The sequence below is a fragment of the Pedobacter africanus genome (assembly GCF_040548825.1).
Lineage (GTDB): Bacteria > Bacteroidota > Bacteroidia > Sphingobacteriales > Sphingobacteriaceae > Pedobacter > Pedobacter africanus_A.
The window spans coordinates 457,238-472,229 of record NZ_JBEPSL010000004.1; the positions used below are offsets into that span (position 1 = coordinate 457,238).

Below are 14,992 nucleotides of genomic sequence, written 5' to 3' on the forward strand. Positions count from 1 at the left end.
GTTTTGGTTAGTTATGATGTTGATTGATTTTTAACAATGATTTTACTGCCTATGACCTCAAATTTTAATCCGGCAGACTGTAGTGCTTTCAGCAAAGCAGAGATGTTTTTCCGGCGGGATACTTTCCCGGTAAATGTTCCTTCTTTATCTACCCCCCTGGCGTAAACTACCTGTACGTTGTACCACCTTGCAACCCGTCTCATTAAAGAAACGAGAGGTTCCGATTGGAATATAAAATCGCCGTTTTTCCAGTCTACTGCCTGTTCAACATCTACCATAGCTACGTTAAGCTGTGCACCTGCTAAAACGGCCTGTTCTCCTGGCTTCAATATGCGTGTATTGACAGCAGTACCTGTTCCTTCCGGACTTAACCTTATGCTGCCTTCCAGCAGTGTTGTTTTCAGCTCAGGTTCATCTGTATAAGCATTGACGTTGAAATGTGTACCCAATACCAGGATTTGCTGATGGGCTGTTTTTACAAGAAATGGGCGCTTTTTGTCCTTTGCTACTTCAAAATAAGCTTCCCCTGAAAGCGTCACTTCCCGTGTTCCGGCACCGGAGAAAGAAACGGGATAGGTTACAGATGAAGCAGCATTTAGCCAGACCATTGTTCCATCGGGCAGTCTCAACTGGTAGGATTCCCCTTTTGCGGTAGACAGTTTATTCACCGCCTGCGGATCGGCATTTTCATCATTTTTGAGTTCATACACCAGCTGCCCTTCGGCAGTTTTAGTAACACTTACACCAGGTCCGGCTGCAAGTTGCCCTTTAACATCGCTCGTCAATACTATTTTCCGTCCGTCTGCCAGGGTTAATGTGGCTGCATTTTTCCCTGGGGCAATATCATGCCTAAGCAGGGAACCTGGCTGAACCCCAGATTTGTTGTTGCTCCAGAAATAAGCCCCTCCTATTATGAAGATAACCGCAGCCGCTACAGAAATCATTTTAAAGAACTTTAATTTATAGTTCTTCCTGTTCGTGGTAAGCCTGCTCCAGATCTCATCTCCGGCTTGCTGATAATTTTCAGGTTCAGGCGCTTCTCCCGCCGATGCAGCAGCCAGATTGTACAAGTACTTTACTGCAGCAACTTCTTCAGGAGTACAAATTCCTTTTTTGTATTTGTTGAGCAGTTCTTCCTGTTGTTGGTCTGGTTGGTTCATCATTTAACAGCTTTTTAAGGTTGTATAATTGTATAACAACTGAACCATGCACAGGATGCAGATAAAAATTAAAAAAACATTAAAAAGGATTGAAGCTTGTTTTTAAGTATGCTGATGGCGTTGCTAACCTGTCTTTTAACCGTTAAAGAAGAAATTTGCAGCTCTTCTGAAATTTCCTGGTGTGTTTTAAATTCCTTCCGGCTCAGTTCAAATATCCTGCGCATCTTCGGCGGCAGGCTTTGGATCCCGGCTTCAATCAGTTTTGCAAAATCCCGTTCAATAACCTGTTCATCGGGCAGAATTGCAGAAGGATACTCCATAACAGCTTTGTGCTGTTCCACATACCTTGCTTCAATTTTAAGGTGCTTTAATTGATTAAGTATTTTGTTTCTGCTGGCAGCATATAAAAAAGCGGCCACAGGAGGTTTCACATCCGTTTTTTTTAACCATAAAGTAGTAAATACCTCCTGAACCACATCTTTTGCTTCTTCATCATTTCTGAGCATGTTACGGGCATGACGGTATAACAGCTGCCAATAGCGGTCGTAGATCAGCTGATAAGCTTTCTGATCACCCGACTGGAATGCCTCCAGAAGTTCATCATCGCCCATAACTGATAACTGACCCATACCGTTTTATTTTGTGTAACAATATTAATATAATTTCTACACATTTGCGGTAAAACAGTACAAAATGGACAGTTGTCCGCTTTAAATCCTGTAGCTTTTCAATACATTCATTACCCAGGTTTTACCCCATTCTTCAATTTGCCCATCCGTCCACAGGAAAGGGAAGAAAATCCTTTTTTGAAAACGCGGCGGCAGGTATTTTTGCCAGTTGGTACCGCCTGTTGCTGCAATATCTGCCGGGTCTTTTTCCAGATAACGGACTGCCGACTTATAATGTGACAGGGGCCATTCTACATTAACGAACAGATCCAGTTTACGCATTTCCTCCTGCAGAGCCGTTACATCCTGTCCTTCTTTTAGCAGCCTTCTGTACAATGCCGCAAAATTAGTTTCGGTGTTGTCTTTTGCCAGCTGCAGAAACTGCGCGGCATATTTTGCAATGAATTGCTGAAGGGTAAGCGTCTGCTTTCCGGTGGACAATTCTGAGGCGCCAAATTTCCAGTAAATGTATTCAAACTGTTCTTCAATTGTTGCATCTGCCAGTTCCTCTCTTTTGCTTTTGTCGACCAGCCGGATGAGGTCTGTAGCACTGATCTCGATCATGCGGTACTGGCCCGACTGGAAACCGCTGGCTGGCAGCAGTGACATCCTGAATTTCAGGAACTGTGATTTGTCCATCCCATCCACCATGATATCGAAAGAAGAGACCAAAGCCGTAAAATAGGCATTGATGCGTTTTAACCTTTCGGTAAAGAATGTTGCTGTTAATGTCGGCTGCGCGCTGATCTGCCTGCATTCGTGCAAAGTAAGCTTAAAGTAAAGTTCGGTAATCTGGTGGTACATGATGAAGATCTCTTCATCGGGGAAGGGGGTCTTGGGGTTCTGAAGGCTCAACAGCGTGTCGACATGTATGTAGTCCCAATAAGTGAGGTAATCTGCATAAAGCAGGCCATCCAGGTAGGCATTGATGTCCTGTCCCATGGCGGCAAATTTTTCCTGCAGCTGGGAAAGGCGCTCGTTAATTTCTGGTGTGATTTCCATTTCTTATTTTTTTTATTTTCAAATTGATGTGTTCCTAAATCAGTTCTTTACTGATTTTCAGCAGCTGCTCACCTGTTATAAATACATCTTCAAAATTGTTATACAAGGGCACAGGGCTTAAGCGGATCACATTTGGTTCCCGCCAGTCGCCCAGAATATTATTAGCCATCAATGCATTAAAAACCTCCCTGGCTTTGTGCCTGGCCACTATGGAAACCTGTGCCCCACGGTCTTCCAGGGTACCGGGCGTGATGATCTGGTATTGTTCTTCGCCTAAGCTTTTATTTACTTCAGCTATCACATAAAAAAGATAAGCGGTCAGTTTTTGACTTTTCTCTCTTAAGGGTGCTATAAAACCTGCTTTTTCGAAAATACGCAGGGAAGCATAATACAGGGACATCGGAATTACCTGGGTACAGCTTACCTGCCAGCCATCTGCTCCTGCTTCAGGCACAAAACCTTTGGTCATTTTGAAACGTTCCTGCTCCTGGTAGCCCCACCAACCGGCAAAGCGGTTAATGGTTTTGTCCTGAAAATGCTTTTCATGAACAAATATGGCACTAATACCACCCGGGCCCGAGTTCTGGTATTTATAAGAACACCAGCAGGCAAAATCAACATCCCAGTTGTGCAGCTGCAAGGGAACATTGCCGGCAGCGTGGGCAAGGTCGAACCCTACAATAGCGCCTGCTGCATGCCCGGCTTTGGTAATGGCAGGCATATCGTACCATTGGCCGGTAAAGTAATTGACACCACCAAATAGCACCAGCGCGATTTCATCTCCCTGGCCTGTAATGGCGGCAAGAATATCTGCTGTACGCAGGGTATGTTCGCCTGCTTTTGGTGCTACTTCAATGATGGCCTCCTTAGGATCGTAGCCATGAAAACGCACCTGGCTTTCGATGGCATACTGGTCTGAAGGGAAAGCTCCGGCTTCCATAATGATCTTAAACCGCTTGCCTGATGGCCGGTAAAAACTTACCATCAACAAGTGCAGGTTTACTGTAAGCGTGTTCATTGGGCAAACTTCCTGGGAGCTTGCACCAACAATTGGCGCCATCAGCTTTTTGAGTTCCTTGTGGTAAAACATCCAGGGGCTTTTACCTTCAAACCAGCCCTCAACGGCCAGATTGTGCCAATTGTCGAGCTGCTGCCCAATATGCGACCTTGCGGTTTTAGGTTGCAGGCCCAATGAGTTGCCGCATAAGTAAATGAAAGGTTTGCCATTTTGTTGTGGAAACAAAAACTCATTTCTGAGTTCGCGGAGCGGATCCTGCTGATCCATATTCCGGGCAAATGCCAGATTATTTTCAAAAATCATTTTAAAAAGATTAATCAAATATGAATTACATCAACTTGCTTACGCCAGCGGATGCTTAAATTAAATATGAAGTATTTTTCTTATTGAAGTAAATACAGGGTTGATTCAGCTGAATGCTGAATTAAGATGGTCTGCTGATGATATTTTTTAGAATATTTACCATTCGTATAATGCTGGAACTAAAGTAATACTAAAACAGCACTTCAGCAAATTCCGGTAAATTACTTTTGCTACAGGTAAGCTGCCAGGGACTTGCTTGAACTGGTACCGAACAAAGTTCGAGTGGGGAACCTGGGTACTGCGCCCCAAGGGCGAAGCAGGAGAGGAACAATTATGGATCTGGAATGAACGGCAAAATAAGGAAAAACAAAAAAGCCCTAGATTTCTCTAAAGCTTTTTGCAGACAGTGCCTCCTACGACACGTAATCTTATCCGGTTATTTTCAAAGAATCGATAAGATCATCCTTCAGTCCCAAATGAAACTGCAGAACTATAGGACTTCCGGGGAATGTGCCGGACACCTCAGCCGTCAGCAAGGCGTTTGATCCGGACTGGTCATAGTTTGTAGGTTTCATAGAAGATTGATATTCATCATTTGCGTGTTCGATCCATTGACGAATTTCTGCTTTACCGGTATGGGTCTTGCCTTCGTCGTAAACGATGGCGGAGTCGGTGAAACACTCCAGGTAAGCCTTGCTGTCAAAATTATTCTGCGCATCAACGAAGCGCATGACTACTCCATGTAATTCCATAATTGTTTCTATTTAGTTTTAAATTGTTGGTATTGTTCCTCCGTCGATAACGAATTCTGAACCGCTCAGATATTTAGCCCGGGGCGAGGCCAGGAAACCGACAAGTTCTGCAACCTCTTCCGGCTCTGCGGGTCTTCCATATGGTATTCCACCCAGAGCAGCTATAACGCTTTGTTGAGCCTCCTCAATTGAACTATTTGAACTCCGGGCGATCCGTTCTAAAAAATATTTGACATTTTCAGTTTTTATCCACCCCGGGGAAACTGTCAGAACACGCAGCCCTTTAGAAGTCACTTCTTTGGCTAACCCTTTGCTATAATTGATCAGACCAGCCTTTGCCGCCGCATATGGAAGCGTTGCATCATATAAGGGAAGCCGGCCCTGTATAGAAGCGATGTGGATGATCACCCCGTTACCGTTCTCCAGCATCTGAGGCAGGAAAGCCCTGTCTAGCCTCACCGGTGCAAGTAAGTTCGTGCTGATCGTACTTTCCCAGTGTTCATCATTCAGTGCTGCAAAACCGCCCGCAGGCGTTTCGGAACCGCCAAGGTTATTGATAAGAATATCCAATCTTCCATAGCGCTCCAATGTTGCCTTGGCGACACTATCTGCCGCACCGCGCTTGCTCAGGTCAGCAGGAACAAAATATAGGTCCGGATCTGCCTGATCAGGCTTGTTCCTAGCCGTAATGACAACGGTTGCACCTGCCGCCTTTAAGCGCTCGGCGATCGCTTTTCCGGCGCCTTTTGTACCTCCGGTTACCAGGGCAATCTTTCCGGATAATTCGTTGCTGTAATTAGTTTGCTGTTGCATATCGAATTTGTTTTGGGCAAATCTAGGCAGTACTTAAGCCGCTAGCAAGTACGGGCTTACGATTCAAATAGGGATAAATTTCTCCCTATTGTGCCATACTGCGGGTCTGCTTATATTTGTATTTATGTATGAAAGAAAAATCTTACCGTATCTGAACTGTGGGCTCGACCTTGTCGGCGAGGTCCTATATGGGAAGTGGAAACTGCGCATACTCTGGTTCATCAGTGAAGGTCATAAACGTCCCAGCGAACTGCAGCGAAAAATACCGGATGTTTCCAGGCGGGTATTGAATATTCAGCTAAGGGAATTGGAAGAACATGAGTTGGTCAAAAGAACGATATATCCGGTGATGCCGCCTAAAGTAGAGTATGACCTGACCGATTTTGGAGAGACACTGATACCTGTTATCCGTACCATCGGGCTTTGGGGTGATGCACACGAAGACAGATTAAGGGATGTGATCCTGAAACAATTCCCGGATCGTGTTGCCATGGGCGGTTAGAAATTAAGAAGTTGAATTCTTTTTATTGGTGAGATGCCAAACCAGTCTGCACCTCACCGGGATAATGCGGCACAAATTCAATATAATTGAACAAGAAACTTGTTTAGCTGAAAGTAGCCTATTGAAAGACTTACATGAAAATAAGATCAAAGATATGCCTTTAAGCATAAAAAAAGGCCTTATTTCTTGCGAAAAAGGCCTTTTTTTTAAGTGGTATGGGCCGGGATCGAACCGGCGACACATGGATTTTCAGTCCATTGCTCTACCGACTGAGCTACCGTACCATCTTATTTGTTCAACATGATTACTCATGTTCCCCTCGGTTGGGAGTGCAAATGTAGTGTCTTTTTTTGAACATCAAAATCTTTTTTCAAAATAATTTAAATATATCTGCGACATCAAATAAAAAGAATTCCGGTTTTACCCGGAATCCTCTAATTAATATACAGGGAATCAATCGATAAGGCTATTTACCTGAAAAATCAATAATTACCGGAATTGGCAATGCCACTTTTCAACAATAAATAGCCAGCCGCAGTATCATTGTTGTACACCCCACCACCGGCAGCATTAAAATTCGTTACATTAATAGCTGAGGCCATCGCATAAATTGTCCCGTTAGGTAATTTATTGTCGGCAATCCGGATGGAATACTCTGAATGGCTGGTATTGTCTCGGTAATACCCGATCCCATGGTACATATCATTGGCCGGGGAAGCTATATTGATCTCATTGGTAGAAACGACCACATTGTTGAGATAGGGAAAAGCTGTTCCGCTTAAGTATTCGTAAAGCAGAATTCCCGAATCATTCAATGTATTGCCAGAAATATTCAGGTTCTGACCATTCCGGGCTTTGATACTCCCTCCGCTCGCATTTGCAGGCCAGCCTGAAATGGTATTGTTGGTTATGGTAAGTCCGTTGAAGCTATGCGCGTACATGCCATGATCCGTTAAACTATCTACGGTGTTCAACGCGGTATTTCTTTTGATCACATTTCCATCGATTAAAGAATTGCTCTGACTGTTATCGTTAATGGCAGTAACGAAATAACCTGTTGTGCCACCATTGCCAAAAGTATTGTTGAGGATCTTAGAATTGGTTGTATTCTTTACCCACACCCCACGCCCCGGATCGGCAGCCCTGTGGCTAAATACACAATTATTTACCTGGCTCAGGTTTGTATCTTTAAATTCCAGATAGGCGTCTTTTAGGTTATTGGTTTTATTGGTGTTAGCAGCCCTTTTTCCATAATCAAAGATGCAGTATTTAAATGTAGTGCTTCCGGCACTTACTATTGAAAAGCGGATATTCCAGAAAGTAATGCCGGAAACAATGCAGTTACTCACATCAGTGGTGTAGTTCATGGTCAGCAAAGTTGCCAAACTGCTGGCATCAAAAACAGGGTTGGTACTGGTTTGTTTAATGAGGGATACCCCTGCTTTCATGATAATTTTACCGGTAATGGTATAGGTACCAGGCTGTACATATACCGTATCTCCGGCTGCAGCTCCGGCAATTACGGCATTGATCTGGGCGAGTGTCATGCCTGTTTCGATCACATGATCAGCTACAGATTTGATCGCCGCCGTTTTTTCTGGGTTAAGCATTCCTTTTGATTCATTATTTGCAACTGAATCTTTTTTGCAGCCAAAAGGCAGCAGCAAGGCAAAGGATAATGCCAATGGGAAATGGTTAAAATTCATCTTCATTACATTTGGTTTTAAGGTTTAAACCAAGTTCGTCAATGAGACCTAACCCCAAGGGGTTCAGATCAATACTTATAAGGGCATAAATCGGTTTTATTTAAATCCCTTCTAAATTTTTAATTTTATGCATGCATAATAATTTGTTTTGTTCTAAATACTTTAACTTAGCAACACGATAAGAGATATACAAATGGTGTCACAAGTCATATTTATAGCCATTACACTGGCTGGAGTAGCCCTGTTCAGTTATAACTTAAAGAAAGTTATCCGTAACATCCGCCTGGGAAGACCCGCAAACAGGTCAGATCAACCCCAAAAAAGATTGATGACGATGCTGAAAGTGGCATTCGGTCAAACGAAAATGTTTTTCAGGCCAATTCCTGCTTTCCTGCACCTGATTGTGTATGCAGGCTTTGTCATTATCAATATCGAAGTACTGGAGATCATGATAGACGGCATTTTTGGCACCCACAGGGTATTTGGCGGTCTTGGTGCATTTTACAATGTCCTTATCGGCTCATTTGAGATCCTTGCCCTTGGTGTATGGCTGGCCTGCGCCATCTTTTTGATCAGAAGAAATGTGCTTAAATTAAAAAGGTTTAGTGGTGTAGAGATGAAAAGCTGGCCCAGGTCTGATGCCAATTACATCCTCATCACTGAAATCCTGTTGATGACCGCTTTTCTGACCATGAATGCTGCCGATGCAAAATTGCAAGCCATGGGTGCCGGGCATTATACCGCTGCCGGAGCATTTCCTGTAAGCCAGTTTTTACAGAACCTTCTGCCCAATACAGAAACAGCCCTGGTTGCCATTGAAAGAGGTTGCTGGTGGTTCCATATTATAGGCATTTTTGCTTTTTTAAATTACCTGCCCTACTCCAAGCATTTTCACATTATGTTCGCTTTTCCAAACACCTATTTTTCGAATCTGGAACCTAAAGGTGAATTCAGCAACATGCAAAGTGTAACCAATGAGGTTAAAGCCATGCTTGATCCATCTTTTACACCTCCTGATGCTGCTCCCGGACGTTTTGGGGCGAAAGATGTAAACGATCTAACCTGGGTTAACCTGATGAACGCGTATACCTGCACTGAATGCGGCAGGTGCACCTCGGTTTGCCCAGCCAATATTACAGGAAAGTTGCTTTCGCCGCGTAAGATCATGATGGATACCCGTGACAGGATGGAAGAAGTTGGGAAGAACGGGCTTGACGACGGCAAATCTTTAATCGACACTTACATTAGCCGGGAAGAGATCTGGGCCTGTACCAGCTGCAATGCCTGCACACAGGCCTGTCCGATCAACATTGATCCGCTGGCCATCATTACTGAATTGCGGCGTTATGCGGTGATGGAGGAATCCCAGTCGCCCGCCAGTATAAACACCATGCTGGGCAACATTGAAAATAACGGGGCGCCCTGGAAATATTCACCGGCCGACAGGTTCAACTGGGCCAAAGAAAGTTAATAGAATTATTTTACCATATAGCTTTAAACATGAGCGCGCAATTAAACTTTGAAGTGCCAACAATGGCAGAAATGATAGCCAAAGGCGAAGAACCTGAGATCTTATTCTGGGTGGGCTGCGCCGGGAGTTATGATGAAAGGGCACAAAAAACCACACGCGACATCTGCAAGATATTACATCATGTAGGTTTAAAATATGCAGTACTGGGCACCGAAGAAAGCTGTACAGGCGATCCGGCAAAACGTGCAGGGAATGAATTTCTGTTCCAGATGCAGGCCATGACCAATATCGAGGTGCTGAATGCTTACAACATCAAAAAAATAGTAACAGGCTGTCCGCACTGTTTCAATACCATAAAAAATGAATATCCCGGATTGGGCGGAAACTATGAAGTTATCCACCATACCCAGCTGATCCAGCAACTGATCAACGAAGGCAAACTGAAAGCCGAAGGCGGAGAAAGCTTTAAAGGCAAAAAGATTACCTATCATGATCCTTGCTACCTGGGCCGTGGCAACGATGTATATGAAGCACCGCGTGCAGCACTTGAAGCCCTTGATGCGCAATTAGTTGAAATGAAACGCTGCAAATCAAACGGTTTGTGTTGCGGCGCAGGCGGTGCGCAAATGTTTAAAGAACCTGAGAAAGGCAACAAAGACATCAATATTGAAAGAATTGAAGAGGCCCTGGAAACGCAGCCCCAGGTAATTGCAGCATCCTGCCCTTTTTGTATGACAATGCTTAGGGACGGTGTAAAAATGAAAGAACAGGAGCAAAATGTACAGGTGTTGGACATTGCAGAAATCACGGTAAAGGCAAATGGATTGTAAGCATCTCTTTATCGCGTCTTTAAATTCCGGCAGCAACGGAAATTGCTATTATGTTGGGAACAACGAGGAGGCGATATTGGTTGATGCAGGCATTTCATGCAGGGAAACTGAACGAAGAATGCTTCGCATAGGATTGTCTATGCAAAAGGTAAAGGCGATATTCATTTCTCATGAACATACCGACCATATTAAAGGCTTATGTACGCTTGCAGCAAAATATAACCTCCCGGTTTACATCAGCCCGGGCACTTTAGCTGCCTGCCGCTTTAACATCAGGGAAGACCTGATCAGACACCTGAGCAACAACTCGGTCATACAAATTGGCAGCTTAAACATAACCGGTTTTCTTAAAATACATGACGCATCAGACCCTTACAGCTTTGTAATTAGCTATGGGGGAACTAAAGTAGGCGTGTTTACGGATATAGGTGAGGCCTGCGAACAGCTGGTGCACCATTTCGGGCAATGTCATGCGGCTTTCCTGGAAGCCAATTACGACGATGCACTCCTGGAAAAAAGTGCTTACCCTTACTTCCTTAAAAGACGGATCAGTGGAGGCAGAGGCCATTTATCCAACAAAAAAGCATTGGAACTCTTCAGCACTTTTAAGCCTGCATTTATGAGCCATTTACTGCTCTCCCATTTATCTAAAGACAACAATTGCCCTAACCTGGTGGCTGAGTTGTTTACACAGCATGCCAATGGCACGGAAATTATCGTTGCCTCGAGACACGAAGAAACGCAGGTATATACTATTTTTGAACCAGCAGCTGTGCATTCATTTTAAGCAGCCGCTCTGAGAGATCAGAAAGGTCTTGCGGTTCTATATTTTTTAAAGGAATAACCATATAAGTGGCCATACTGTCTACATCCCCCCCATCTTTGTCTTTATAGGTTTGTACAATTACGTCCTCACCTTTGGTCCGCAGATATAACTTACCGTTCTTATCTGTACCATAATAGTCCAAAGCTTTAAATTTAACGAGATTGAACGAAAAGTACTCTACTTTTCCGCTGATAAAGTAACGTTTGTACCTGCAGAAGCCCGTGTTGGTAACATTTAATTCATAGCGTTTAATTTGCTGATCTTCCTGCCCATTATCATAGTGTTCTGTAAGCTTTTTTTGAATATAAGCGATCTGTTCATCCAAAATTTCTGCGCTAAATGCCATAAAAACCAGGCAAAGCAGCAAAAACAGGGACATTTTTAAGCTTAATGTAAACTTATTCATCACGTTAATAATTTAGCAGCATTAATTTAAATAAATTCTTAAATTTGGGTATGAGTTTTTCTCCACAATCTAAAATATGGATATACCAAAGTAACCGCGCATTCACAAATGCGGAGGTAACAGCCGTTCAACAGAAATTAGACGCCTTTACCTCGCAGTGGAAAGCACACGGGCATCAGTTGAAGGCCAAAGCTGAAATTTTGCACAACTTTTTTATTGTGTTTACTGTTGATGAAGCAGCAGCAGGGGTAACCGGGTGTTCTATTGATTCTTCCGTTCGTGTAATCAAGGAAATTGAACAGGAGTACAATGTAGATCTGTTTGACAGGTTTAATATTGCCTATAAAGTTGAGGACAAAGTTGTTGTAACCAATAAAGAAGACTTTGAAACGCTGGTAAACATTAAAGCTGTTGGCCCTAAAACCATCGTTTTCAATAACCTGGTGCAAACCAGGGAAGAATTTGAGAACAAATGGGAAACACCATTTGAACAAAGCTGGCACAGCAAAGTGTTTGCACATTTGCTGTAAGTCCAAACCAACAAGAACACAAGTCTATTTATAGATCTGCACTTCTATTTTACCATTTTTGGTAACCGTGCCCCGGTACATGCCTGCTGTATTAAAAGGCATCGCTATCCGGCCATTTTTGTCCAAAGCAATAATTCCTCCTTCTCCTCCAAGCCTGGCCATTTTATCTAATGCAAGCGCTGAGGCCTCAGCTACTGAAAGTCCCTTATACTCTATCATTGCCGATACATCGTGCGCTACAACACTTCTGATATAAAACTCTCCCCAGCCTGTACAGGAAATTGCAGCTGTGAGGTTATTTGCATAGGTACCAGCCCCAATGACGGGCGAATCGCCTACCCTGCCATATTTTTTATTCGTCATTCCTCCGGTAGAAGTTCCCGCAGCAAGGTTTCCCATTTTATCTAAAGCAACTGCTCCTACCGTTCCAAACTTATTGTCTTTATGAACAGGAGCTGTTTGGTGTGATTTTTTATTTCCATGGTCCAGCACTGCCTTTGCAGAATCCTCTTTCAATGCTTTCTGTAAACCTTCCCAACGTTCCTTTGTATAAAAATAAGCAGGGTCTACCAGTTCCAGGTTACATTGCCTTGCAAATGTTTCAGCACCGGGACCAATCATCATCACATGCGGTGACCTTTCCATTACTGCTCTTGCGGCACTGATCGGGTTACGGATCGTTGTAACACCAGCTACGGCTCCCGCCTCCAGGGTTTCCCCATTCATTATTGCCGCATCCAGTTCATTTTTACCATCATGAGTAAAAACAGCCCCTTTACCTGCATTAAACAGCGGTGAATCTTCCAATACCCGAATGGCGGCTTCTACGGCATCCAGACTTGTTTTTCCGCTGCTTATAGCTTCATATCCTTTTTGCAGGGCTTTGGTTAACTGGCTTACATAAGCTGTCTCTTTTGCCGGATCCATATTCTTTTTAAGAATAGTGCCCGCACCACCATGTATCACCAATATATATTTATCTTTTTGTTGATCTTGTGCCATAGCGGTCCCGCAAATGAAAAACATGATAAACAGTGTAACTATTTTAGCTTTCATTTTCAAATGAGCCTTATTCTTCCTGCTCCGGATTAAATATAAGACTTTTTCGCTCCCACTAAAAATCGAGCGGCCTCAGCCTCCTCATGTTCTTCAGGATCAGGTACTGGCGGTGCTTGATGTAACGTGTGGGCTTTTTAGGAGTCCATCTCCTGGGGTTGGGAAAACAAGCGGCAATCAGTGCAGCCTGTGAACGCGTCAATTTAGTACATGATTTACCGAAATAGGCCTGGGCAGCAGCTTCTGCACCATAAATCCCATCCCCCATTTCAATCACGTTCAGGTACACCTCCAAAATGCGTTCCTTACTCCAAAGCAGTTCTATCAGCAGGGTAAAATAGGCTTCGAACCCTTTCCTGATCCAGGAACGCCCCGGCCATAAAAACACATTTTTAGCAGTTTGTTGTGAAATGGTGCTGCCGCCTTTTATCTTTTTCCCTTTTTTATTGGTTTGAAAAGCTTTTTCTATGGCTTTTACATCAAAACCGATATGTGTCAGGAAAAGCTGGTCTTCTGCCGAAACAGCGGCCCGTTTCATGTTATCGGACATATCTTCAAAATCAACCCACTCTTTGTCCATCCTGGCAGGTTTGCCATCCGTTTTACGTTCTATATTCCGTAATATCATCAGCAAAGTGATGGGCGGATTGATAAAACGATAAGCCAGTACCCAGAGCACACTAGCCAACAGAAACCAGATAAATACCCTGGTTACAACAGACATTATTTTTTTAAACAGAGAGGGGCCGGACTTCCTTTTAGTAGTCCGTTTACGTTTCGACATCGGCACAAAGATAATAAAGATGATGGTCAAAAAAAAAGCGCCCCGTTAAATGGGGCGCTTTTTATATCCGTTAAAGAAGCTTATTCAGCTACAACTTCGAAAGGAACTTTAACTTTCACTTCTTTGTGCAAGTTTAAGTTAGCAACATATTCGCCAACAAATTTAGGTTCAGTTTCGAAAGTGATACGGCGACGGTCAACATCAAAACCTTTTTGTTTCAATGCATCAGCAATCATAATGGTATTTACAGCACCAAAAATTTTGCCTGACTCACCAGCTTTAGCACCGATAGATAATTTAACCTCAGTTAAACGCTCAGCAATGCCTTCAGCATCTTTCTTAATTTTATCTTGTTTAAAAGCAGCTTGCTTTAAGTTTTCTGCTAATACTTTTTTAGCTGAAGGAGTAGCCAGTTCACCAAATCCCTGAGGGATCAAGTAGTTACGGCCATATCCTGGCTTTACAGTAACGATATCATCTTTTTCCCCTAGGGATTTGATATCTTGCTTTAAAATAATTTCCATCTCTCAGCTCCTATTTTAATTGGTCAGCAACAAAAGGTAACAAACCAATGTGACGTGCACGTTTTACCGCCTGAGCCACTTTACGTTGAAATTTCAATGAAGTACCGGTTAAACGGCGAGGTAAAATTTTACCCTGGTCATTGATGAATTTTAACAGGAAGTTTGCGTCTTTGTAATCAATGTATTTAATCCCGTTTTTTCTGAAACGGCAATATTTTTTTCTGTTATCGTCCACTTTTGGAGCAGTAACATATTGTATTTGATCTTTAGCCATTATCCTGCAACCTCCTCTTTCTTAGGTTTTTTGTTAAAAGCACCACTACGTTTTTTCTCATTATATGCAACCGCATGACGGTCTAATCTAATGGTAAGGAAACGCAATACACGCTCATCGCGCTTAAGCTCCAACTCCAACTTGTTAATTAATTCACCTGAAGATTTGTATTCTGTAAGGTGGAAAAATCCGCTTGCTTTTTTTTCAATCGGATACGCTAATTTTCTCAAACCCCAATTGTCCTCTTGAACAATTTCGGCTCCGCTGTCAGCGATGATTTTGCTGAATTTGGCAATTGCCTCTTTCGCTACTTCCTCTGACAACAACGGGGTTAGAACGATAACAGTTTCGTACTGATTCATTGTTA

Annotated in this window: 18 protein-coding genes and 1 tRNA gene; 5 read left to right on the top strand and 14 right to left on the bottom strand. The window is 43.2% G+C overall.

The genetic code is table 11. From position 1 onward, the window contains the following. Positions 1-11 precede the first annotated feature (11 nt). The 6 genes from ABIE26_RS21520 to ABIE26_RS21545 all read right to left on the bottom strand — a co-directional run bounded on the left by ABIE26_RS21520 (position 12) and on the right by ABIE26_RS21545 (position 5,716). Positions 12-1,163: a FecR family protein gene (locus ABIE26_RS21520; RefSeq protein ID WP_310145636.1), complete on the bottom strand. Its 1,152-nt coding sequence runs from the start codon at positions 1,161-1,163 to the stop codon at positions 12-14. A 65-nt stretch (positions 1,164-1,228) separates the two neighbouring features. Then, the gene (locus ABIE26_RS21525) at positions 1,229-1,789 is read right to left on the bottom strand and encodes an RNA polymerase sigma factor (RefSeq protein WP_310145638.1); all 561 of its coding nucleotides are present in this window, start codon (positions 1,787-1,789) and stop codon (positions 1,229-1,231) included. 81 nt (positions 1,790-1,870) lie between these two features. Next, positions 1,871-2,830 carry a tryptophan 2,3-dioxygenase family protein gene (locus tag ABIE26_RS21530; RefSeq protein WP_310145640.1) on the bottom strand — a complete coding sequence of 320 codons (960 nt, stop codon included), beginning with the start codon at positions 2,828-2,830 and terminating at the stop codon, positions 1,871-1,873. 34 nt (positions 2,831-2,864) lie between these two features. After that, a complete protein-coding gene (gene kynU, locus ABIE26_RS21535) occupies positions 2,865-4,151 on the bottom strand; it encodes a kynureninase (protein ID WP_310145641.1) in 1,287 nt (428 codons plus the stop codon). A 428-nt stretch (positions 4,152-4,579) separates the two neighbouring features. Next, positions 4,580-4,903, bottom strand: coding sequence for a nuclear transport factor 2 family protein (locus ABIE26_RS21540; RefSeq protein WP_310145642.1), 324 nt, complete (start codon positions 4,901-4,903; stop codon positions 4,580-4,582). Positions 4,904-4,921: 18 nt separating this feature from the next. Then, entirely contained in the window at positions 4,922-5,716 is a 795-nt protein-coding gene (locus tag ABIE26_RS21545) for an SDR family oxidoreductase (protein WP_310145644.1), read from the bottom strand. Positions 5,717-5,840: 124 nt separating this feature from the next. On the opposite strand from ABIE26_RS21545, the gene ABIE26_RS21550 reads away from it, so the two are divergent. After that, the gene (locus ABIE26_RS21550) at positions 5,841-6,218 is read left to right on the top strand and encodes a winged helix-turn-helix transcriptional regulator (protein ID WP_310145646.1); all 378 of its coding nucleotides are present in this window, start codon (positions 5,841-5,843) and stop codon (positions 6,216-6,218) included. A gap of 211 nt (positions 6,219-6,429) precedes the next feature. Here the strand turns inward: ABIE26_RS21550 and ABIE26_RS21555 are convergent. Next, positions 6,430-6,502: transfer RNA gene (locus ABIE26_RS21555), tRNA-Phe, on the bottom strand. Between the two features lie 198 nt (positions 6,503-6,700). Continuing rightward, positions 6,701-7,930: a right-handed parallel beta-helix repeat-containing protein gene (locus ABIE26_RS21560; protein WP_310145648.1), complete on the bottom strand. Its 1,230-nt coding sequence runs from the start codon at positions 7,928-7,930 to the stop codon at positions 6,701-6,703. 187 nt (positions 7,931-8,117) lie between these two features. Here ABIE26_RS21560 and ABIE26_RS21565 point away from each other — a divergent pair, with 187 nt between their 5' ends. The 3 genes from ABIE26_RS21565 to ABIE26_RS21575 are packed head-to-tail and all read left to right on the top strand — an operon-like array spanning position 8,118 to position 11,012. Further along, positions 8,118-9,395, top strand: coding sequence for a 4Fe-4S dicluster domain-containing protein (locus ABIE26_RS21565; protein ID WP_310145649.1), 1,278 nt, complete (start codon positions 8,118-8,120; stop codon positions 9,393-9,395). 29 nt (positions 9,396-9,424) lie between these two features. Further along, positions 9,425-10,225: a (Fe-S)-binding protein gene (locus ABIE26_RS21570; RefSeq protein ID WP_310145651.1), complete on the top strand. Its 801-nt coding sequence runs from the start codon at positions 9,425-9,427 to the stop codon at positions 10,223-10,225. Then, positions 10,215-11,012 (top strand): MBL fold metallo-hydrolase, encoded by a 798-nt coding sequence (locus tag ABIE26_RS21575; RefSeq protein WP_310145653.1) that lies wholly within the window; start codon positions 10,215-10,217, stop codon positions 11,010-11,012. Before ABIE26_RS21570 ends, ABIE26_RS21575 begins: the two co-directional genes overlap by 11 nt. Here ABIE26_RS21575 and ABIE26_RS21580 read toward each other — a convergent pair. Then, positions 10,978-11,457, bottom strand: a complete 480-nt coding sequence (locus tag ABIE26_RS21580) for a hypothetical protein (RefSeq protein WP_310145656.1) — start codon at positions 11,455-11,457, stop codon at positions 10,978-10,980. The genes ABIE26_RS21575 and ABIE26_RS21580 overlap by 35 nt on opposite strands. Positions 11,458-11,507: 50 nt before the next feature. On the opposite strand from ABIE26_RS21580, the gene ABIE26_RS21585 reads away from it, so the two are divergent. Continuing rightward, the gene (locus tag ABIE26_RS21585) at positions 11,508-11,987 is read left to right on the top strand and encodes an ABC transporter ATPase (RefSeq protein ID WP_310145657.1); all 480 of its coding nucleotides are present in this window, start codon (positions 11,508-11,510) and stop codon (positions 11,985-11,987) included. A 24-nt stretch (positions 11,988-12,011) separates the two neighbouring features. Here the strand turns inward: ABIE26_RS21585 and ABIE26_RS21590 are convergent, their stop codons facing one another. The 5 genes from ABIE26_RS21590 to rpsF form a co-directional block, all read right to left on the bottom strand. Next, positions 12,012-13,043, bottom strand: coding sequence for an isoaspartyl peptidase/L-asparaginase family protein (locus ABIE26_RS21590; protein WP_310145658.1), 1,032 nt, complete (start codon positions 13,041-13,043; stop codon positions 12,012-12,014). 58 nt (positions 13,044-13,101) lie between these two features. Beyond that, the gene (mtgA, locus tag ABIE26_RS21595; protein WP_409035708.1) at positions 13,102-13,827 is read right to left on the bottom strand and encodes a monofunctional biosynthetic peptidoglycan transglycosylase; all 726 of its coding nucleotides are present in this window, start codon (positions 13,825-13,827) and stop codon (positions 13,102-13,104) included. Positions 13,828-13,907: 80 nt separating this feature from the next. Further along, on the bottom strand, positions 13,908-14,351 hold the full coding sequence (gene rplI, locus ABIE26_RS21600) for a 50S ribosomal protein L9 (protein ID WP_310145659.1): 444 nt from the start codon (positions 14,349-14,351) through the stop codon (positions 13,908-13,910). Positions 14,352-14,361: 10 nt separating this feature from the next. Next, complete coding sequence (gene rpsR, locus ABIE26_RS21605; protein ID WP_012780908.1) at positions 14,362-14,625, bottom strand: 30S ribosomal protein S18; 264 nt, start codon at positions 14,623-14,625, stop codon at positions 14,362-14,364. Next, a complete protein-coding gene (rpsF, locus tag ABIE26_RS21610) occupies positions 14,625-14,987 on the bottom strand; it encodes a 30S ribosomal protein S6 (protein ID WP_084241461.1) in 363 nt (120 codons plus the stop codon). The genes rpsR and rpsF overlap by 1 nt, the downstream gene beginning before the upstream one ends. Between the last annotated feature and the right edge of the window lie 5 nt (positions 14,988-14,992).